Origin of the sequence: Paracoccus sp. J56, from assembly GCF_019633685.1 — a bacterium.
Taxonomy (GTDB): domain Bacteria; phylum Pseudomonadota; class Alphaproteobacteria; order Rhodobacterales; family Rhodobacteraceae; genus Paracoccus; species Paracoccus kondratievae.
In genome coordinates this window covers 1-20,723 of sequence record NZ_JAFL01000028.1, presented here as the reverse complement: position 1 = coordinate 20,723, position 20,723 = coordinate 1, and the positions used below count along the sequence as shown (strand labels likewise).

The following is a 20,723-nucleotide window of genomic DNA, read 5'->3' as shown; positions in this document are numbered from 1 at the left end:
TTGCGTTGAAAGGGAAACCTGCGGATATTGCTCCTCATGGAATCGGTCATGAAAGACCGACAGGGAAATGACAGGAGGAGGTTCTGATGAACCACAAATTCGTGGTGGGCCTGCTGGCCGCCGCCGCCTTTGCCGCCCCCGCCCAGGCCGACAAGCTTGACGACATCATCGCCTCGGGCACGCTGCGCTGCGCAGTCGTGCTGGATTTCCCGCCCATGGGGATGCGCGACGAAAACAACAATCCGATCGGGTTCGACGTCGATTACTGCAACGATCTTGCCGCGGCGCTTGGCGTAAAGGCCGAGATCGTCGAGACGCCCTTCCCCGAACGGATCCCGGCACTGATGTCGGGCCGCGTCGATGTCGGCGTCGCCTCGACCTCGGACACGCTTGAGCGGGCCAAGACCGTCGGCATGACGATCCCCTATTTCGCCTTTGAAATGGCGGTGACCGCCAACGACAAATCGGGCGTCAAAAGCTTTGAGGACATGAAGGGCAAGACCGTCGGGGCGACGGCAGGCACCTTTGAGGCCATCGCGCTGGAAAAACAGGTCCAGGAATGGGGCGAAGGCACTTTCCGTCCCTATCAGACCCAGGCCGACGTGTTCCTGGCGCTGAGCCAGGGCCAGCTTGACGCGACTGTCTCGACCTCGACCGTGGCTCAGTCGAACGTCAAGACCGGCAACTTCCCCGGCATCTCGGTGGTGGGCAAGGCGCCGTTCGACATCGACTATGTGGCCCTGTTCACGGATCGTCACGAATATGGTCTGCTGAACTACCTGAACCTTTTTGTGAACCAGCAGGTTCGCACCGGGCGCTATGCCGAGCTTTATGAAAAATGGGTCGGCGGCGATCTGCCCGACCTGACGGTGAGCGGCGTCTATCGTTGATATCGGCCCGGGGCGGCGCGGTCCTCGCGCCGCCCCGATGCATCATGCCAGAGCCGGAACGGTCATGTTCAACTATACCTTCCAATGGAAGCAAGCATTCGCCAGGCTTCCCCAGATGCTGGATGGCGCCGCCGTCACCATGCAGATCGCGATCCTGTCGATGGTGCTGGGCATCCTGCTTGCGATCACCCTGACAATGTTCCGCCTGTCAGGCAGTCGCATCCTGTCCGCCATCGCCAGAACCTGGGTCGAGGTTGCGCGTAACACGCCCGCCCTGTTCCAGATCTATATGATGCATTTCGGGCTGGGCAGCTTTGGCCTGCACCTAAGCCCGTTCCTGTCGATCCTGCTGGGCATCACCTTCAACAACGCCGGCTATCTGGCCGAAAACTTCCGCGGCGCATTAAAAGCGATCCCCGAAACCCAGACCCGCGCCGCCCGGTCGCTTGGGTTCGGGGCGGCAGGCGCCTTTGGCTATGTCGTGCTGCCTCAGATGCTGCGCATCGCATTCCTGCCGATGACGAACCAGATGGTCTGGGCGATCCTGATGACCTCGCTGGGGGTGACGGTCGGGATGAACGCTGACCTTTACGGCGTCGTGCAGGATCTGAACGCGCTGACCTTCCGCACATTCGAGCTGTTCGCGCTGGCCGCCGTGATCTTTTACCTGATCACCAAGATTATCACCATCGGCGCACGGCTGATCGCCGCACGGCTGTTCCGGTATTGAGGGCCCTTCGATGTTCGATACCGCTCTGACAACCGCCGATTTCATCTTTCTGGCCAAGGGCGCCGGGATGACCATCGTGGTTACCGCGATCTCGGTCCTTATCGGAACCGTGCTGGGGGTGATCTTTGGCGTCCTGCGTTATCAGCTGGGACCGATCTGGGCCGCGCCGCTGATCTTTGTTCTGGATATCTGCCGCTCAATCCCGCTGCTGATCCAGCTGGTACTGACCAATGCCTTTTTGGGCACGATCCTGAGGCTGAACCTTTCTGGCTTTACCGTCGCCTGCATCGTGCTGTCGATGTACACCGCCGCCTATTGCGCCGAGATCGTGCGCGGAGGCATCGAGGCCGTGCCCGCAACAACCCGCCGCGCGGCGCGCTCGCTTGGCATGACCTGGGGCCAGGACATGCGCGAGATCGTGCTGCCCCTGGCTACGCGCATCGCTTTGCCGTCCTGGATCGGGCTGGCGCTTGGGGTCATGAAGGACTCGGCCCTGGTCTATGTCGTGCAGGTGACCGAGCTTTTGAAGTCCACCCAGATCCTGATCACACGGCTGCAAGAACCGATGCTTTTGCTGCTGATCTGCGGCGCCTTCTACTTTGTCATTTCGTTCCCGCTGGCGCGGTTCGGCGGCTATCTGGAAAAACGGTGGTCCAATGATTGAGATCGAACATGTCCGCAAGTCCTTTGGCCAGCTCGAGGTCCTGAAGGGCATCGACCTGACCGTGGAAAAGGGCGAGGTGGTCACGATCATCGGTGGCTCGGGGTCCGGCAAATCGACGCTTCTGACCTGCATCAACGGGCTTGAGCCGATTGATTCCGGCCGCATCCTTATCGACGGGACCGAGGTTCACGCGAAATCCACCGACCTTAACAAGCTGCGGCGCAAGGTGGGAATCGTCTTTCAGCAATGGAACGCCTTTCCCCATCTGACCGTGCTCGACAATGTCACGCTGGCGCCGCGCAAAGTGCTGGGCATGTCCCGCGCCGAAGCCGAAGAAATCGCCGAACGCCAGCTGACCCATGTGGGTCTGGGCGACAAGCTGAAGACCTTTCCGGGCCGGCTGTCGGGCGGCCAGCAACAGCGTATGGCGATTGCCCGCGCACTGGCCATGTCGCCCGAATACATGCTGTTTGACGAGGTGACCTCGGCGCTTGACCCGCAACTGGTGGGCGAGGTTCTGGATACGCTCAAGATGCTGGCACAAGAGGGCATGACCATGATCTGCGTCACCCACGAGATGAGCTTTGCGCGCGATGTCTCAAACCGCGTGGCCTTCTTTCATCAGGGCGTCATGGCCGAGATCGGCCCGCCTGAACAGATCTTTGGCGATCCCCAGAACCCCGAAACCCGCAAATTCCTGTCGAGCACGCGGCAATGACGGATCGGGTCATCGTCATCGGCGCCGGGGTTGTCGGCCTCTCGGTCGCTTTGGCTGCGCAAGAGCGCGGGTTGGCGGTGCAGGTGATCGACCGCGAGGGCCCGGCAGCGGGTGCATCGACCGGGAACGCCGGGGCGTTTGCCTTTACTGACATCTTTCCGCTTGCCTCGCCCCGGATCATGCGGCAGGCGCCGAAATGGCTGCTTGATCCCTTGGGGCCGCTGACCGTGCCGCCAGCCTATGCGCTGCGCATCGCGCCATGGATGTTCCGGTTCTGGCGGGCCTGTGCGCCGTCACGGGTCCGTGCCTCGACCATCGCCCAGACGGCGCTGATGGATCTGTCCAAGGCCGCGCTGATACCGGCGCTGACCCGTGACGGGCTGACGCATATGCTGCATCAGGACGGGCAATTGCAGGTCTATGAGGGGCAGGCAGAGTTTGACGCCTCTCTGCCCGGATGGGAGGCGCGGGCGGAACACGGGATCGCCTTTCGCCACCTCAAGGGCGACGAGATCGCCGAGATCCAGCCGGGGCTTGCGCCGCGCTTTACCCATGCGACCTTTACGCCGGGCTGGTATTCGATCGCCGATCCGCGCGACTACACGCTGGCTTTGGCCGAGCGGTTCCGCGCCAACGGTGGCGACATCACCATCGCCGAGGCGACAGGGCTGGCCGATGATGGTGTCATCACCTCGAACGGCAAGCTTGCTGGCCGGGTCGTCGTGGCAGCCGGAGCGTTCTCTCATCTGCTGACGCGCACGCTGGGTCACCGCATCCCGCTGGAAACCGAGCGCGGCTATAACACCACCCTGCCAGCCGATGCCTTTGACCTGCGCTGTCAGGTAACTTTCGGCGGGCACGGATTTGTCGTCTCAAGACTGACCTCGGGGATCAGGGTCGGCGGCGCGGTCGAACTGGGCGGGCTGAAACTGCCGCCGAATTTCAAACGCGCCGAGGCAATGCTGAAAAAAGCCAGGACTTTCCTGCCCGGTCTCAGGACCGTGGGCGGGCAGCAATGGATGGGGTTCCGCCCCTCTTTGCCCGACAGCCTGCCCGCTATCGGCCCCCTGCCCGGTCATCCAAACATCATCTGCGCCTTCGGGCACGGCCATCTGGGCCTGACCCAATCGGCCGGGACCGCGCAGATCGTTGCCGATCTGCTGACCGGCACAGACCCCGCTATCAATCTGGCGCCGTTTTCTCCGGCGCGCTTCTGAGGCAAGCATGACGCAATACGTATTTCCCTGCATTGACGGCCATACCTGTGGCAACCCAGTCCGACTTGTCGCAGGCGGAGCCCCTCGGCTGGAAGGGGCGAACATGCTGGAAAAGCGGGCGCATTTCCTGCGCGAATTCGACTGGATCCGCACCGGCCTGATGTTCGAGCCGCGCGGCCATGACATGATGTCGGGCGCGATCCTTTATCCGCCGACGCGTCCGGACTGCGATGTCGCCGTGCTGTATATCGAAACCTCGGGCTGCCTGCCCATGTGTGGCCACGGCACCATCGGCACGATCACCATGGGGATCGAAAACGGGCTGATCGTCCCGCGCACGCCCGGCCGCCTGTCGATCGAGGCCCCGGCAGGCAAGGTCGATATCGAATACCGTGAGGAAGGCCGCTATGTCGAAGAGGTCCGGCTGACCAATGTCCCAAGCTTTCTTTACGCCGAAGGCCTGACCGCCGAGGTCGAGGGTCTGGGCGAAATCGTCGTGGACGTGGCCTATGGCGGCAATTTCTACGCCATCGTCGAGCCGCAAAAGAATTTCCGCGACATGGCCGATTATACCGCGGGCGAACTTATCGGCTGGTCCCCCAAGCTGCGCGCGGCCTTGAACGCAAAATACGAATTCGTCCATCCCGAACTGTCAGAAATCCGCGGGCTAAGCCATATCCAATGGACCGGTGCCCCGACGGTTTCAGGCGCCCATGCCCGCAATGCCGTCTTTTACGGCGACAAGGCCATCGACCGCAGCCCCTGCGGCACCGGCACCTCGGCGCGGATGGCGCAGCTTGCCGCCAAGGGCAAGCTGAAGGTCGGCGATGAATTCTGGCATGAATCAATCATCGGTTCGATCTTCAAAGGCCGGGTCGAGGGCGCGGCAACCGTCGCCGATCGCGACGCGATCATCCCCTCGATCGCCGGCTGGGCACGGCAGACCGGGCTGAACACAATCTATATCGACGCCGAGCGCGATCCTTTCGCCCACGGTTTTGTCGTGAAGTAACCAGACGCCAAAACGGCGCAAATCACGCGCTGAGGCCCCAAAACGACCAGCCACGTCCCGGCACCCCGCCGGGACGAATGACAGGACATGGTACCGGCCGCCCGGGGTGGGTCCTGAAACAGGAAACCGCCCCGAGGACTGATTTATTGCGGGCCGGTCCTATGCCGCAGCCTCAAGCGAACCGAACCCATCGAGCTGAAAGGAAAACCCCATGCGTTCACGTCTTTCGATCAATGTGGTCGGCTGCCATGCCGAAGGCGAGATCGGCGATGTCATCGTCGGTGGGGTTCTGCCCCCGGCCGGCAACACGATGATGGAGCGGATGATCGCCATGGAGCGCGACCACGACCACATCCGCCAGCTTTTGATCTGCGAGCCACGCGGCTCGGTCGCGCGGCATGTGAACCTGATCGTGCCGCCCATCACGCCGGGCTGCGCCGCCGGGGCGATCATCATGGAGCCGACCGAGTATGTCCCGATGTCAGGCTCGAACACGATCTGCGTCGCAACCGTCCTGTTGGAAACCGGCATGGTGCCGATGCAAGAACCGATCACCCGGTTTAAGCTGGACATGCCCGGAGGCGTGATCGAGGTCACCGCCGAATGCCGCGACGGCAAATGCCGCTCGATCACCTTCCGCAACGCCCCCGCCTTTGCCGCCGTGCTGGATGGCGCGCTTGAGATCGAAGGGCATGGCACGATCCCGCTTGATATCGCCTATGGCGGCATGTTCTTTGGCATCGTCGATGCGCAGGCGCTTGGCTTTCAGATCCGCCCTGACGAGGCCCGCGATCTGGCCATTCTGGGCGAAAAGATCCGCAAAGCCGCGCGGGAACAGTTCGACGTGTCCCACCCCGAGTTTCCGAATGTGCGCGGCGTCTCGATCGTCCAGTTTGCCATGCCATTTCAGGGCAGCGGAGCAGTAACCCGCAACACCTGTATCGTCGCGCCGGGACGTTCGGACCGCTCACCCACGGGCACCGGCACTTCGGCGCGGATGGCGGTTTTGCAGGCGCGTGGCCTGATGGGTGCGGGCGATGTGCTGATCCATGAATCGATCATCGGTTCACGCTTTATCGGCAAGATCCTTGAGGTCGGGGATCGCGGCGGCGTGACGACGATCATCCCGCAGATCACCGGCCGTGCATGGATCACCGGCCAGCATACCTATTACGTCGACCCCGAGGACCCGTGGCAATCGGGCTATATGCTTTCGGACACCTGGGGCGTCACTCCGACGCTGAAGCAATAGGGGGCCATGAGCATGACCGCGCTCAGCATTCTGCCAGGCGTCGCGGCCGGGCCTATCCTGTTCTCGGACGAGCCGCTCAGCTTCTGGGGCGGGGTTGACCCGGCAACCGGTAAGATCATCGACGTCCATCACCCCCTGCATGGGCAAAGCGTGACCGGTCAGATGCTGATGATGCCCTCGACCCGTGGTTCATGCACCGGCTCGGGGGTGCTGCTTGATCTGGTCCTTTCAGGCCGGGGTCCGGCAGCGCTGATCTTTGCCGAGCCCGAGGACGTCGTGACGCTTGGCGCACTGATCGCCGCCGAGATGTTTGGCAAAGAGCTGCCGGTCCTGCGCCTGCCGCGCGCATTGTTCGATGCGCTTGGGCAGGAAACCCTGGCCCGGATCGGCCATGACGCGATCACCGCAGGCACACTGTCGGTACCGGTCCAGCCACCCGCCACGGCATCGCTGGAACTGACCGGTCAGGACCGTGCTTTCCTGCAGGGACAGCATGGAACGGCGACGGCGCAGGCCATGCGGATCATCTGCGCCATGGCCGCCCAGCAGGGGGCGGCGGGGCTGGTCGATGTCACGCAAGGCCATATCGACGGCTGCATCTATGCCAGCCCGGCGAACCTGACCTTTGCCGAGCGTATGGTCGACATGGATGCGCGGGTAATCATCCCGACGACGATGAATGCGATTTCGGTCGATCGTGAGAACTGGCGTCAGCAAGGCGTGCCGCCCAGCCTTGGCGGACCGGCACAGCGGCTGGCGGATGCCTATGTGAAAATGGGCTGCCAGCCCAGCTTTACTTGCTCCCCCTACCTGCTGGATAGCGCGCCGACACAGGGAGAGGCCATCGCGTGGGCGGAATCCAATGCAGTCGTCTATGCCAATACGGTGCTTGGCGCGCGCACAGCCAAACATCCGGACTTTCTGGACCTGTGCATTGCCATGACGGGTCGGGCCCCCCTGTCCGGCCCTTATCTGGATCAGAACCGCAAGGCCCGCCGCATCATCGAGGTTGAACTGCCCCCCGGCGCGGACGATGCCTTTTGGCCGCTGATCGGCTATCTGGCGGGCAAGGCGTCGCCGGACCGCATCCCGTTACTGCGCGGCCTGTCACCGGCAAAGCCGGGAACGGATGAGCTGAAGGCGCTCTGCGCCGCCTTTGGCACCACATCCGCTGCACCCATGCTGCATGTCGAGGGCGTGACGCCCGAAGCAGAGCAGATCGCAGATGACGCCGACCACGACCGGATCACCGCCGCGATGATGGCCTCGGGCTGGCGACAGTTGAACGAGGGTCCGCACAAGATCGACCTTGTCGCCCTTGGCAGCCCCCATGCGTCGTCAGGTGAATGCCGGGCTTTGGCGGACGGGCTTGCCTCGCGCCGGGTTGCTGTGCCGACCATCCTGACCACCGGCCGGGCCATTATCGCACAGGCCCGGGCCGAGGGAGTTTTGCAAAGGCTCGAAGAAAGCGGCGTGACGGTTCTGCCCGATCTGTGCTGGTGCTCGATCTCGGAACCGGTGTTTCCGCCCCGGACTCATGCGGTGATGACGAACTCAGGGAAATACGCCCATTACGGGCCGGGGCTTTCGGGGCGGGCGGTGCGCTTTGGCAATCTGGCACAATGCATAGATGCCGCGCTGACCGGGACGGCACCCAAGGCGCTGCCGGATTGGCTGGCCAAGGCAGAGAGCGACTGATCCGAACCATCCCCGGTGGGCAGGTCCTGCCGGGGTTTCGGGACAGGCTAACTGTCCTCATCCTCTGCCAGACGCGAGATCGTGCGGATGCGCGAGATATTGCGATAATCACGGGGGGTCATGCCGGTCTCTTTCAGGAAGATCCGGTTGAAGTTCGACAGGTTCGAAAACCCCGCCTCGAAACAGACGTCGATGATGCGCATCGTCGTTTCGGCCAGCAGGCTGCGCGCACGGGAAATGCGGATGGCGCGTTGATATGAAGAAAAGGTCATCCCCGTCAGTGCCTTAAAGCTGCGCGACAGGGTCGAGGGCTTTGCTCCGACCATCTCGGCCGCCTCATACATGGTTACCGAGGGGGCCAGTTGCAGAACCTGAATGGCATTGTTGACGTTGGAATGCCGTCCGCTGGCCAATGCCGCGTAGGATGAGACGAACCCCGGGCTGGCAAGCAGGCGATAATCCTGCGCCGCCGCGAAACGCTCAAGGATCTCGACGAAAATACCAAGCCCCCGCGCCCGTTGGGCCTGAGACAGCGACACGATCAGCGCGCCGATCTCAGCCGCCTCAGAGCCCATGATCTCGATACCGCGCCCGGACAGCGGCAACAGGGTCTGAAGGCTGCGCAGCTCGGCCAGCGGGACCCCGCCTGCCATAAGAGCCGCCGCGTCGAATTGCAGGACATAGTCGCGGCCCGGCGCATGCAGGCCGGGCGAGACCCAGTTATGCGGCAGGTTGCTGCCGCATAGGGACAGATGGCCGGGTTCGAAACTGCCGATATAGTCGCCGACATAGGCATAGCCGCGCGCCTCGGGGATGAAATGGATCTCCCATTCGGGGTGGTAGTTCCAGGTGCACAGCGGATGGGGATAATCGTCGCGACGGATCAGATAGGACCGATCCTCGGGGATTGTGATGCTTTCACGCATCGCCGCTGTCACCCGCATGGGCCGGGGCAGGCTGGCAGATGCCCGGGAAACATCGTCGTCCGGCCATGCGTCCTGCATCGTCACAGGATCACAATCTGACTGTTTCTGCATCCGCACGGCCCGCAATCCCCCGGTTTTGACATTAAAGTATCGGTTTTGCGCAAGAGCGCAACTAGTGAACCGTCCCCATCTATGCCAGCTTCAGGCGCAGTTTGGGGAAAAGATCCCCTTGCATCCGGGAGGATATCACCTTGAAACACCTGTTCTCGACCGCCAGCCTTCTGGCGGTGCTGATGGCGACTACTGCGCAAGCAGAATCCATTTGTTCCAGTGATTTACGTGTTCTGGCCCAGCCCCGCGACGGGCTGACGCTGCTTGAGGATTATGTCGATGAGTTCGAGGAACTCTCTGGTGCCGGTTTCGAGATCGATTATCTGAACGAGAATGACCGCCGCGCCAAATCGCAGGCGGATGCCTCGACCGTTGGCAGCTACAACGTGTATTATGTGGACGAGGCAAACCTGCCTCTGTTCGCCTCATCCGGCTGGATCGTGCCCTTGGACGGCTATTATCCCGCCGAATACGATTATGAAGATTTCGACGCCGGCATGCGCAGCGTTGCAAGCTATGACGGCAAGCAATGGTTTGCACCGATCCAGGGCGGCGGCGACCTGATGGTCTATCGCACCGACCTGCTGACCGCCGCGGGGCTGGAGCCGCCGAAAACCTGGGAAGAATACGTCGCCGCCATCAGGAAACTGCATGACCCGGACAACGGCGTTTATGGCGTCGCACTGCGCGGGCAGCGTGGCTCGGGCGCGAACGTCTGGCGCTGGCTGCCGCTGTTTGCGGCGAATGGCGGCAAATGGACCGATGAAACGGGCGCCTTTGCGTTCAACTCTGACGCGGCGGTCAAGGCGACCGAGGAATATCTTGAGCTGTTCAAATACTCGGCCCCCGGCACGCAGACTGGCTCTTTTGACGAATCCACCGGCGCCTTCCGTTCGGGCAAGGTGGCGATGATCGTTGAATCCGCCCCGCTTGGCGCGATGTCCAAGGACCCCTCGCAAAGCCGTGTGGTCGATGTGGTGGGCTTTGCCCCGCCGCCGACACCGCTGCCGGGTTCGGGCTATGCCCATGGCTTTGCCATTGCTGCCAAGGCAAACCCCGAAGAGCAGGACAAGGCTTGCGCCGGTCTGTTCGTGGCCTGGGCCACCTCGAAAGAGCAGGAGGCACGCCGCCTTGCCAAGGGTCAGCCGGGTGAGCTGACCCGCAAGAGCACCTATGAAAGCCCCGAATACGTCAAGACATTCGGCGAAAACCTGTCGGTCGCCATGGCCGAAACCGGCGCAAGGACCGAGGTCCTGTTCTGGCAGGACCCGCGCTGGCAAGAGCTTGGCAACACCTGGGGCATCATGCTGGAAGAACTGATCACCGGTTCGCGCACCGATGTGAAGGCCACTCTGAACGAGCTGGAAACCTTCGCCAAATCGCTCTGAAGCTTTGACCCGGGGCGCGGAGGCGCATTGCGTCCCCGCCCCATTCCCTTTCCAGTACAATGAGGCACCGATGAGAGTTGGGCGTTCTCTTCCCTATGTCTTTCTGGGGCCTGCGCTTTTGGTGCTGGTCATTCTTGCGGCGGTCCCGACACTGTATGCGGTGAACCTTTCGCTGCAAAACCGGACCCTTAGTGCACCGCAAGCCGAATATGTCTGGCTTGCCAATTACCTGAAGCTCTTTTCGGACGACCGCTTTCTTAACGCGCTGTGGGTTTCGCTGAAATGGGAGGTGCTGACCGTCAGCGCCACAATGGCGGTCGGGATCGGCCTTGCCATCGCCATGTTCGAGGCGGCTACCCGCCGCTGGCGCATGATCCTTAGCGTCCTTTTCATCATTCCGGTGCTGCTGCCCCGTGTCTGCGCGGCTTTTGTGTGGAAATTCTCGTTCCACCCGCTTTACGGCGCGGTAACCTGGCCCGTCCGCGCCCTGACCGGCCAGACCCCTGATGTTCTGGCCCACCCCTGGGGGGCGATGCTGACGGTCGCCTTTGTCGATGTCTGGCAATGGGGACTGTTCTTTGCGGTCATCATCCTGAAGCTGATGGAGGCCCTGCCCCCCCAGCCCATCGAGGCCGCCCGGATCGACAAGGCCAAAGGGTGGGAGATCCACCGTTTTGTCACCCTGCCGATGCTTAAACTGCCGCTTATCTCGCTGTTGCTGGTCAAGGCGATCGAGTCGCTGCGCTCATTCGATCTGGTCTATGTGATGACCCGTGGCGGTCCCGGTGTCTCGACCGAGACGCTGGACATGTACGCCTATTCGCAGGGTTTTATCGAGGCGGGCAATATTTCTTACGCCTCGTCCATGGCCGTGATCATGATGGTGCTGACCGTCATCCTCTTCACCTCGATCTGGAAGAGGCTGAACAAATGAAGCTTTCGACCCTTCTTTTGCGTATCGTGCTGGCTTGCGCCGCTTTGATGGTGCTGCTGCCGCTGCTGTGGACGCTTCTTAACGCCTTCAAGACCAACGCCGATCTGCTGGTCAACACGCCCAAGCTGATCTTCACGCCGGTCTGGGACAACATGCAATATGTGCTGGGCCGCCGTTCGGTTGCACGGGCGCTGACGAACTCGCTGGTGATCTGTTCCTCGGCTGTCGCCATGGGGGCGCTGCTTGGCGTACCGGCCGCCTACGTGATCGCGCGGGTCAAGAACCGCCTGACGCGCGAGGCGCAGTTCTTTGCCCTGTCCTTGCGCTTTCTGCCGCCGGTCGCCGTGGCCATTCCGATGATGGTGATCTGGCTGGGGCTCGGGTTTTACGACACCCGCTTTGCCCTGATCGTCACCTATATGACGATCACCATCTCGATCACGATCTGGCTGTCGATCCCTGCATTCGAGCGCGTGCCGATCGCGGTGGAAGAGGCCGCCCGCGTCGACCGCCTTGGCCCCTATGCCACCTTCTTTCGCGTGGCGTTGCCGATTGCGCGGCCGCAGATCCTTGCCGCCATCGCCTTTTCCTTCATCCTCGTCTGGAACGAATTCCTGCTTGCGATGATGCTGAGCACATCAAAGGCGCGCACCCTGCCTGTCGTCGCCTCGGAAATGTCCCAGCTGGGGATGAACGTTCCCTGGGGGGTGTTGAATGCCGCGGTGGTCCTGCTGTCGCTGCCGCCGCTGATCCTGCTGGCTGTCGCGGGCGCCGGGATGAACTCGGTCTTTTCCCGCAAGTCCACGCAGGATTGACGCAGATGAAAGCCCCCTGGCCCGGCCGCGCGCGCCGTGGCTACCCAAACGCAGATATGCAGAGTGAGGAATCGTGATGGCGACCGTTGAATGCCGCAACCTGTGCAAGAGCTACGGCTCGCATGAAGTCATCCGGAATTTCAACCTTTCGATCTCTGACCATGAATTCATCGTCTTCCTGGGCCCGTCCGGCTGCGGGAAATCCACGATCCTGCGCATGGTCGCAGGGCTGGAAGAGATCACCGGCGGTGACCTTTTCATCGGCGGCGCAAGGGTCAATGACCGCGACCCGGGCGACCGGGGCATCGCCATGGTCTTTCAGAACTACGCGCTTTATCCGCATATGAGCGTGCGCGAAAACATTACCTTTGCACTGGAGCGCGCCGGAACAAGCAGGGATGAGATCCGCCGTCGCCTTGATCCCGTGGTCGAAACGCTGGGGCTGGACATCTACCTTGGCCGCAAGCCGACCGAATTGTCGGGCGGTCAGCAACAACGCGTCGCTATCGCCCGCGCGATGATCAAGACACCCGAGGTGTTTTTGTTCGACGAGCCGCTCTCGAACCTGGACGCCAAGCTGCGCGGTCATTTGCGGGTCGAAATCGCGCGACTGCACAGGGCACTGAACACCACCTCGGTCTATGTCACTCATGACCAGCTTGAGGCGATGACGCTGGCAGATCGCATCGTATTGATGAATCAGGGCAGGATCGAACAGATGGGCACGCCCGAGGAGATCTATTCCCGCCCGGCCACGGTCTTTACCGCAGGCTTTATCGGCACGCCGAGCATGAACTTCTTTTCCCTCGACGCGGGCGAGGGACGATTGAGAAACGCCGATATCGACCTTGCCGCCCCCTTTCCGCTGCGTGCAGGCAAAGTCACCCTGGGCATTCGGCCAGGAGCCATCAGGCTGGTTCCCGAAGGTACGCCCGACGCCATCGCCGCCACGGTCGAGCGGGATGAGTTCCACGGCGACATGCGGCTGATCTCGCTGAACGCCGGTGCGGAAAGCTTCATGGTCTCGGTCCCCGCCGCAACACGGCTGTCCGAGGGAGAGCGGGTGCTGGCCCATCTCGATCCCGCGTCGCTGCATGTCTTTGACGCGGAAAGTGGCCAGCGCCTGGGGGACTGAGCCCACCCTATGGTCCGGCCGCTGAGGTCCCCGGCCTTGCGTCCCGGCCGCAAACCATGGATCACTGGGACCATGACGGACCTGCAGGACCCAAAGCTTCGGTTTCCTTTGCGGGCGGCAAGGCTGTTCATGGCCTTGCTGCTGGTACTGCTGGTCGCCACCCTGCCCGGACCTCGGGTCAGTATCGAGGTCCAGCATCCGCAGCAACTGGTCGCGCCGTCCCTTAGCCTGACGGCGATCCACGGCCGGGACCAGCTTGCACGCAAGGAAACGGCGCAGGTCCAGCCGCTGACCGCGGCAGCATTGCCGCCGTCAGAGACCCCGGCTGCACCGCCGCGAACCGCAGCGGCTGCAGGTTATATCTATCACCACCTGATCGGCGCACCGCTATGCGCGCTGGCGCCCTGCGCACGCGCCCCTCCCGTCTTTCGCATGACCGCCTGAGATCGCTCTGCCCCCGGCTTTTCCGGGCCGGCAGACCATGACCCTTGCGTTCAAGAAGGACGAAAAATGAACATCATCCATGACGAACCGGTGGTGCACCGGGTGCCGCCTGCCGAGCGTGAGCCGGTGCAGGACAACGCAACAGAAACCACGCCTGCGCCTCCCTCTGCCGGAACGGTCGAATCCGGCAAGATTGTGCTGCTGAACTGGTGCATCATGCTGGCCGGTATCGGCGTGATTATCATTGGTGGCCTCTGGCTGGCCGGCTGATCGGCCACCCCCGCGGATCACAGGGTCCGCGGGGGGCTCGCAGGGTTCAGGCGCCGCGATCCTGTTCGCGCTGCGCCCAAAGATAGCCGACAAACGCCCCCTTCACGAGGCGGAGGATCAGCAGTGTCAGCACCGTTATCGCCAGCCCCACCGTCACAAGCAGCGTTATGGGATCCGGCCGGAACAGCACCCAGCCAAAGCCGATCATCGGGATCAGCAGCAAAAGCATGATCGTCATGGTAAAGAAGGCCGGGCCATCGGCAGCGCGGTAGAGCCCCAACGGTTCACCGCAGGATTCGCAGCTCTGCACGATGGTCAGATAGCCCTTGAAGAGCCGACCTTTGCCGCAATGCGGACAGCGACCGGTCAGCCCTCTGATCGCGGCGGCTCGCCCACTTCGTTCCTCTGTCATGACCGTTCATGCTCCGATTATTTTCGCGCAAGAATAACATGATGGTACGGCGGGGAATGCAATGGCTGATGATGCGGACAGCCCCGGGGTCAAAGGCCGGCTATCGGCGGATGGGTGATGCAATGAGCAACCGCAGCGAAAAAGATCGCGCTGCCCGTCAGGACAAAAACGTGCCAGATCGTGTTGTGAAACGGCAGGCGCTGCATCAGGAAAAACACCACCCCGATGGTGTAGATCGCGCCCCCGATCATCATCAGGATCAGCACCGGACCCGATAGTCCGGCAAGCATCGGCCCTCCGGCATAGGCCGCGGCCCAGCCCATGCCCAGATAAAGCGCAAGTGCAAGCCAACGCAGGCGCCATGGCGGGACCAGCATCTTTAACGACAGGCCCAGCGCCGCCGCCATCCACAGGCCGACCAGCAACCCAAGCGCCTGACCACCCGACAGCAGGGTAAAGGGCGTGTAGGTTCCCGCGATCTTCATGTAGATTGCCGAATGATCCAGCCGGCGCAGCAGCCCCTGCCACCTGGGGCTGTTCACCATGTTGCAAAGCGCCGAAAAGGTCAGCATCAGGATCAGTGTGCCGCCATAGACCGAAGCCCCGACCACCGCCGTCGACCCCGCCTCAGAGAACAGGCTAAGAACAATCAGGGCAGGCACGGCCAACGCTGCCAGCGTCAGGCCGAGGATATGGACGACTCCATCGCTGAACCGCTCGGCCCGGCTGTAGAGTCGCGGAATATGCCCGGTTGTCGTCATACGAGCAGCCTAGGCCCGCGAACCGCGCCTTGGCAAATCAAACTCTCGTCGAAATGTTGGCATTACAGCAGGCGTAACAGTCAGCCGCCGCAGCCTGACAACGCTTTCCGACCTTCTCTGTAAGCCCGTGCTTCATCCCCCTCGCTCGTCTCGACACACAAGGAAGCGTTCAGAGGGAAAGGGTTCATCGTACATACCGCCCATTGGGACGGTACATGATCGCGACGCACCCCGACGTGAATGCCCCGACCGGGAATATCCCAGATCGTGCTGGCAAAAAGGGGGCTTCAAGTCCGCGTATGGTGATTCAGGCCGCTCTCTGCGCGAGAGATGAGCTGGCACGCAACCTGCCGCAACCAGCAATCCTGGTGGCCGGCAGAGACGATGATTGTGACAAGATTCAGGTCGGGCCTATTTGACGCCGGATAATGACGCATGGGCGTAAATGCGATGGACGAAATACCGTCAACAGCATAAAGCTACCCGAATATGATATCCGTGCCGAAAGAAATGTGACAGTGATGACCGAGTCAATACCGGAACTTCAGCCATATCCAATCGACGCCGATGTTGAGGGGCTGCCTTATTGTCTTGGGCCGGACGGAAATATTGCCATGCGCGATGGCAGCAGGATGGGTTATGACTCGCTCAAGCTGCGCAAGGGTTTCGTGCAATATGAAAACGGTTTTTCCAAAGATGAAAAGGCGGTTTACAGCTGGGGGCGGCGCATCATGGGTGCAAATCCCGCAACGTTCCGGGTTCTCAGCCGCGCCTTTGTAACCGACGGCAATCATGTCTGGAACCACATCGGAAAGGTCAAGGACGCCGATCCCACAACGTTCGCTGCCTGCGATTCCGGCGAAGGAAACCACTGGGGCACAGGTTACGGCAAAGACGCAAACAGCGTCTTCTTTTCGCCAGGTGACCTGCGCGCGCGCCGGGTGGTCAAGGCGGATACCCGAACCTTTCGTTCATGCGGCGACACTTGTCTTGTCGGATATGACGATTATTTCACCTTCGCCCAGGGATCATCAATCCCGAAAGCAAAAAGAAAGGGCTGGCGCTATCTGTCCTACAGCTACAGCCGGGACGAAAAAGCGATCTTCTATCTGAACAGCCGGGTCGAGGGGGCAGATCTGGAAAGCTTCGAGGTTGTGCCAGTTTTCAGCTCTCATAAAATCGGACCCGCACCACTGGCCCGAGACAGAAATCATTATTACTGGTGCGATGAGATAATTGATAATGACGAATTTGGCGCAAAATTCTGGATCAGATATGCTGTCGTCTCGGATCCTGACGATATGCCACCGATTGCGCGAAAGCTCGGCTGGGAACTGGAAAACCCGATAGTTGGCAGGAAATGAGCCAGAGACCTCTGTCATATTGACAAATGGCGGCCCCATCAGCTGATGCAGACGACATTGATGAATCCGTCTGCGGTTTTGTCATAGCGGATGACCCGCCGACGGCTGCTCTTCAACTTGCTGAAACAGTGCCCGACATGTTGCGCATCGTGAAGATGGTCATGCCGACGACCTTGCAGACCTGCCAGTTCTCACGCATCGGGATCGTCGGCCGTGCGCCGCTGATTGCGATGTCTTCCCGAGCTTTGTCCAGGTCATAGCCGCGGCCCTCATCATTGAGCTGACACCATTGCGCAAAGATGGATCTTGGTCGTGAAACCACCTCCCGAACGGCCAGGTGCCTTTTTGCGCCCGCCGTATGGCTGCGAACGAAGATCACGGCACTGCCAGCGATCCGAAGCTTGGCGCGCGTGCGCCCACTGGGTTCACCGCGTACAGCGCATCCTCTCACAATCCGGTCAGCACCCAGCAGCGAAACCGACGGCAGACGGGCGACCATTTGCCGAACTTTTCGGACAGGTCGCACTAGGATGTCCGGTTCTCACAATCCGGAAAACCCTATCTGAAACAATGTTCTGGCTGGCCGTCTTGCGCACGTTCTGGCGCGGATGAATCGCTGAAAGAAGGCCCGCTCATCGTCAGGGATCTGGGCACGCACCACGCTCATCTCTCACGCAGGGGCTTGCTTGCATCACAGCCTGCGAACCAGGCCCGAATTCGTTAACGCAGGCTAACAAATTATTATTACTCGATAAAATCAATCACCCCCTGTGATTGTACAATTCTGCCATACGACAATCGACACGATCAAAATGTACATTAATGTATCTGCCTTTTGTCAGAAAAATACCACACGCATTTGTGAATCATGTTGATCGGAAAGGGCGAATCGCTCATAAGTGGAATGGCTTGATCCAATTCAAGCAGTTGGTGTGTTCCCCAGTTTCTGGTCTCGCAGTTCAACCAATCGACCGCGCATCGCTGCGACGGTCTGACAAAAGGTGGCGCACATGCCTTATATTACCGAGATCCCCTCAAGCTTTATCACCGTTGGCCTTGATGGCATCATTGCCTTCGTGCCCAACACATCGCTGCTCAATGCATTTGAGGATTCGCAAGAGTTCGCGCAGTATGACGTCGACGCCAACGGTGCCACGACCCTTGAAAATGGCGACAACGTTACCCCCGTCGATACCAACGGAGATCCGTTAACCGGCCCGGGCACCTATCTTGGCTCGACAACGGTTTCGAACGCGGCCGTTAGCGTTGGCCTTCCGCCGTTGGCAGCCATTGGGCTGCAGGTGAACCCGATCAGCGGCCATATCATGGAGGCCGACGGTCGCTATTACTTCATCAGCGACGAACCGCTGGATGATGACCACCTTGCGGTGACGGCATCCATCGTCGTTGCTGGCCAAACGGTTTCCGTGACTGCTCCCATCTCCCAGATCACGGAAACGCTGGCAGCGGCAGTAGAGGACTTGCCACTCGGGGTCGGCATTCTTCCTGCTGCGACGATCCGGGCAGGGGCTGACCTGATCCAGCAAACCGCCAACACCGCCATCGTGACCATGGATCACGATCCGAACGGCACGCTGGAGCTGTCTGACGACGAGGTGTTCTGCTTTGTCGCCGGCACTCTGATCGAGACCGAGAACGGCTTTGTCCCGGTCGAGACGCTGCAGGTCGGCGACAAGGTGATGACGCGCGACAACGGGTTGCAACCGATCCGCTGGATCGGCTCGGTCAAGCTCAAGGCCGCCGCGCTGAAGGCCAGCCCCAAGCTGATGCCGATTCGCATCCGCGCCGGGGCACTGGGTGACGGGGTGCCTTCGTCGGACCTGCTGGTTTCGCCGCAGCACCGGGTTCTGGTACGCTCAAAAATAGCGCAAAAGATGTTCGGCACCATGGAGGTTCTCGTGGCCGCCAAGCAGCTGTTGCAGCTTGACGGTGTCGACATCGCCACTGATCTGGCCGAGGTCGAGTATTTCCACATCCTCTTTGAACGGCATGAGGTGGTGAACTCGAACGGCGCGCTGACCGAGTCACTTTACACCGGCCCGCAGGCACTCAGATCCGTCGGCAAGGCAGCGCGGGAAGAGATCTTTGCCCTGTTCCCCCAGCTTAGCGACGCTGACTTCGTGCCCGAACCCGCCCGCATGCTGCCTTCGGGCCGCAAGGCGCGCAAGCTGACCGTCCGCCACCGGCAGCACCATCGCCCGATGGTGTGCTGATCAGCGCATCAACATTGTCTTTAGGGCCACAGTGAAAACTGTGGCCCTTTTTCTATCAACGGCGGCGTCGGCTTTCTGATAGGGCACAAACGCTAATCCCGCAGGCGCATAGCGGAGGAGATCCCTGAGCAGGTGCATGTATCAATCCCGCCACTTTGGCTCTCTTTCTTCGGCGTCCATCCGGGCGATGATCGCGTCAGATACGATCTCAGAGAGGTCCGCGGTTTTCGTCCGCACAGCCCGGCGGCAATCCGGGTCGTGCAGTTCGGGTACGAACTTCTGGCCCATGCCGCTCCCCCCTCTGAGCTTTGACCTGCCCCCTGGGCGTTGTTGAGCTAATCGGCTGCAGGCCGATATGACCCTTTTCCTCTTTTCGTTCAGCCAACGGCTATGATCTCGACGGTGCCAAGGGCGTTGTATCTGTTCATGATGGCGATGCAGATCTGGATTTCTGCAGTCTGTCGATCCGGGTCGCATGAGGCGATGCGCTCGCCGAACGCCTTGAGGCAATTCATCCGCGCCTCGACGCGACTTCGGACATGATAGCCGACCGAACGCTTCCAGTTGGCCCGTCCCAGGCGCAGCGTCTCATGCAGGATGTCGTTGCGGACGCGGGCGGCCGGGCAATCCTCTTTCCAGGCGCGACCGTTCCGCCGAATGGGTATACGCGCTTCGGCCCCCCGTTCGACGATCGCGCCATGGCATCGTCTGGTGTCACAGGCACCGTCGGCCGTGACCGAGCCGATCTCTTCATCTTCGGGGAGCTGCGCCAGCAGGTCTGGCAGCACCGGCTATCGCCCTGCCGGCTCGACGTGAATTCGACAGCTCGAACATCACCGGTCTGCGCATCCATGCCGATATGGACCTTGCGCCATTGCCTGCGGCGGGACGCACCATGCTTGCGCGCCAGCCATTCACCATCGCCGCGGAACTTGATGCCGGTGCTATCGACGGGCAGGGTCACGGGAACGCCGGGGCGGCGGTAAGGGATCTGCACGACAAGCCGTGCCTGGCGTCGGCAGAGCGTGGAATAATCCGGGGCCGGCCAGTCCAGCCCCGCCATCTCGATCAGGCTGGCAACTAGCCCAACCGTTTGCCGCAGCGGCAGGCAGAACAGCACCTTCAACGTCAGGCAAGTCTGGATCGCGCTCTCCGAGAACGTCTCCGGATGACCGCGCTTCCCGGTCTGCGCTACATGCCAGGCCATCGTCGGGTCGAACCAGATCGAGAGCGAGCCGCGGCGGCGCAGTGCGGCGTTATAGTCGGGCCAGTTCGTCGCGCGGTAGTGGAGAGAAGAAGGCTTCGCCATGACACGAAGCTAACACTCAGGATTCACCACGTGAATCCGCCTCACTGATAAGTGCAACAACGCCATTCGGGACCCTAGATGCTCTAGGGTCAGGACTCATAACCAATAAATGACGATTGCGGCGAGGGCGATGGCTGAGAGGAAGACCTTTGGGCATCTGTCATATCGGGTTGCCACACGCCGCCAATCCTTGAGCCTGCCGAACATGATCTCGATCCTGTTGCGCCGTTTGTATCGGCGCTTGTCGTACTTCACCGTCATCTTCCGCTGTTTTCGACCAGGGATACACGCCCGTATCCCCTTGTCTTTCAATGCTTCTCTGAACCAGTCGGCGTCATAGCCGCGATCCCCGAGCAACCAATCGACATCCGGCAGGCTGCTCAACAATGCCCGCGCGCCAATGTAGTCGCTGACCTGACCGGCGCTGACGAACAGGTTG

At 61.3% G+C, this 20,723-nt stretch carries 21 protein-coding genes and 1 pseudogene; 16 read left to right on the top strand and 6 right to left on the bottom strand.

Annotated features, from left to right (window positions below; translation table 11 throughout):
* Positions 1-86 precede the first annotated feature (86 nt).
* From M511_RS16080 to lhpI, 8 genes are all read left to right on the top strand, one after another.
* Entirely contained in the window at positions 87-890 is an 804-nt protein-coding gene (locus tag M511_RS16080) for an ABC transporter substrate-binding protein (RefSeq protein WP_010397106.1), read from the top strand.
* Positions 891-954: 64 nt separating this feature from the next.
* Positions 955-1,620, top strand: coding sequence for an amino acid ABC transporter permease (locus M511_RS16075; protein WP_010397109.1), 666 nt, complete (start codon positions 955-957; stop codon positions 1,618-1,620).
* 10 nt (positions 1,621-1,630) lie between these two features.
* A complete protein-coding gene (locus M511_RS16070) occupies positions 1,631-2,284 on the top strand; it encodes an amino acid ABC transporter permease (RefSeq protein WP_010397110.1) in 654 nt (217 codons plus the stop codon).
* Positions 2,277-3,002, top strand: coding sequence for an amino acid ABC transporter ATP-binding protein (locus M511_RS16065; RefSeq protein WP_010397112.1), 726 nt, complete (start codon positions 2,277-2,279; stop codon positions 3,000-3,002). The genes M511_RS16070 and M511_RS16065 overlap by 8 nt, the downstream gene beginning before the upstream one ends.
* Positions 2,999-4,219, top strand: a complete 1,221-nt coding sequence (locus M511_RS16060; RefSeq protein WP_010397114.1) for an NAD(P)/FAD-dependent oxidoreductase — start codon at positions 2,999-3,001, stop codon at positions 4,217-4,219. The genes M511_RS16065 and M511_RS16060 overlap by 4 nt, the downstream gene beginning before the upstream one ends.
* Positions 4,220-4,226: 7 nt before the next feature.
* The gene (locus M511_RS16055; protein WP_085502732.1) at positions 4,227-5,231 is read left to right on the top strand and encodes a 4-hydroxyproline epimerase; all 1,005 of its coding nucleotides are present in this window, start codon (positions 4,227-4,229) and stop codon (positions 5,229-5,231) included.
* A 211-nt stretch (positions 5,232-5,442) separates the two neighbouring features.
* The gene (locus M511_RS16050) at positions 5,443-6,483 is read left to right on the top strand and encodes a proline racemase family protein (protein ID WP_085502731.1); all 1,041 of its coding nucleotides are present in this window, start codon (positions 5,443-5,445) and stop codon (positions 6,481-6,483) included.
* Positions 6,484-6,489: 6 nt separating this feature from the next.
* The gene (gene lhpI, locus M511_RS16045) at positions 6,490-8,181 is read left to right on the top strand and encodes a cis-3-hydroxy-L-proline dehydratase (RefSeq protein WP_217809619.1); all 1,692 of its coding nucleotides are present in this window, start codon (positions 6,490-6,492) and stop codon (positions 8,179-8,181) included.
* A gap of 47 nt (positions 8,182-8,228) precedes the next feature.
* On the opposite strand, the gene M511_RS16040 is transcribed toward lhpI, so the two are convergent.
* Positions 8,229-9,107: an AraC family transcriptional regulator gene (locus tag M511_RS16040; protein WP_176224569.1), complete on the bottom strand. Its 879-nt coding sequence runs from the start codon at positions 9,105-9,107 to the stop codon at positions 8,229-8,231.
* A gap of 251 nt (positions 9,108-9,358) precedes the next feature.
* Here M511_RS16040 and M511_RS16035 point away from each other — a divergent pair, with 251 nt between their 5' ends.
* The 6 genes from M511_RS16035 to M511_RS16010 all read left to right on the top strand — a co-directional run bounded on the left by M511_RS16035 (position 9,359) and on the right by M511_RS16010 (position 14,204).
* Positions 9,359-10,606 carry an ABC transporter substrate-binding protein gene (locus M511_RS16035; RefSeq protein WP_010397123.1) on the top strand — a complete coding sequence of 416 codons (1,248 nt, stop codon included), beginning with the start codon at positions 9,359-9,361 and terminating at the stop codon, positions 10,604-10,606.
* Between the two features lie 70 nt (positions 10,607-10,676).
* Positions 10,677-11,540: a carbohydrate ABC transporter permease gene (locus tag M511_RS16030; protein ID WP_010397125.1), complete on the top strand. Its 864-nt coding sequence runs from the start codon at positions 10,677-10,679 to the stop codon at positions 11,538-11,540.
* Positions 11,537-12,355 carry a carbohydrate ABC transporter permease gene (locus M511_RS16025; RefSeq protein ID WP_085502729.1) on the top strand — a complete coding sequence of 273 codons (819 nt, stop codon included), beginning with the start codon at positions 11,537-11,539 and terminating at the stop codon, positions 12,353-12,355. The genes M511_RS16030 and M511_RS16025 overlap by 4 nt, the downstream gene beginning before the upstream one ends.
* A 76-nt stretch (positions 12,356-12,431) precedes the next feature.
* A complete protein-coding gene (locus M511_RS16020) occupies positions 12,432-13,490 on the top strand; it encodes an ABC transporter ATP-binding protein (protein ID WP_010397129.1) in 1,059 nt (352 codons plus the stop codon).
* A 72-nt stretch (positions 13,491-13,562) separates the two neighbouring features.
* The gene (locus tag M511_RS16015; protein ID WP_085502740.1) at positions 13,563-13,934 is read left to right on the top strand and encodes a hypothetical protein; all 372 of its coding nucleotides are present in this window, start codon (positions 13,563-13,565) and stop codon (positions 13,932-13,934) included.
* Positions 13,935-14,000: 66 nt separating this feature from the next.
* Positions 14,001-14,204 carry a hypothetical protein gene (locus M511_RS16010; RefSeq protein ID WP_010397134.1) on the top strand — a complete coding sequence of 68 codons (204 nt, stop codon included), beginning with the start codon at positions 14,001-14,003 and terminating at the stop codon, positions 14,202-14,204.
* 46 nt (positions 14,205-14,250) lie between these two features.
* Here M511_RS16010 and M511_RS16005 read toward each other — a convergent pair whose 3' ends face one another.
* Together M511_RS16005 and trhA are read right to left on the bottom strand one after the other, a co-directional pair.
* Complete coding sequence (locus M511_RS16005) at positions 14,251-14,616, bottom strand: DUF983 domain-containing protein (protein ID WP_085502728.1); 366 nt, start codon at positions 14,614-14,616, stop codon at positions 14,251-14,253.
* Between the two features lie 89 nt (positions 14,617-14,705).
* Positions 14,706-15,377, bottom strand: a complete 672-nt coding sequence (trhA, locus tag M511_RS16000) for a PAQR family membrane homeostasis protein TrhA (RefSeq protein ID WP_085502727.1) — start codon at positions 15,375-15,377, stop codon at positions 14,706-14,708.
* A gap of 521 nt (positions 15,378-15,898) precedes the next feature.
* Between trhA and M511_RS15995 the strand changes: the two genes are divergently transcribed.
* Positions 15,899-16,741 (top strand): DKNYY domain-containing protein, encoded by an 843-nt coding sequence (locus tag M511_RS15995; protein WP_010397140.1) that lies wholly within the window; start codon positions 15,899-15,901, stop codon positions 16,739-16,741.
* Between the two features lie 112 nt (positions 16,742-16,853).
* Here M511_RS15995 and M511_RS19685 read toward each other — a convergent pair whose 3' ends face one another.
* Entirely contained in the window at positions 16,854-17,240 is a 387-nt protein-coding gene (locus M511_RS19685; RefSeq protein WP_441339023.1) for a hypothetical protein, read from the bottom strand.
* Positions 17,241-17,751: 511 nt separating this feature from the next.
* On the opposite strand from M511_RS19685, the gene M511_RS19305 reads away from it, so the two are divergent.
* Positions 17,752-18,975 (top strand): Hint domain-containing protein, encoded by a 1,224-nt coding sequence (locus M511_RS19305; protein WP_240547680.1) that lies wholly within the window; start codon positions 17,752-17,754, stop codon positions 18,973-18,975.
* Between the two features lie 377 nt (positions 18,976-19,352).
* Here the strand turns inward: M511_RS19305 and M511_RS15980 are convergent.
* Positions 19,353-20,284 (bottom strand): annotated as a pseudogene (locus M511_RS15980) (IS5 family transposase).
* A gap of 96 nt (positions 20,285-20,380) precedes the next feature.
* The coding region (locus M511_RS15975) for an IS5 family transposase (RefSeq protein WP_139824611.1) at positions 20,381-20,723 on the bottom strand (343 nt) is incomplete at its 5' end.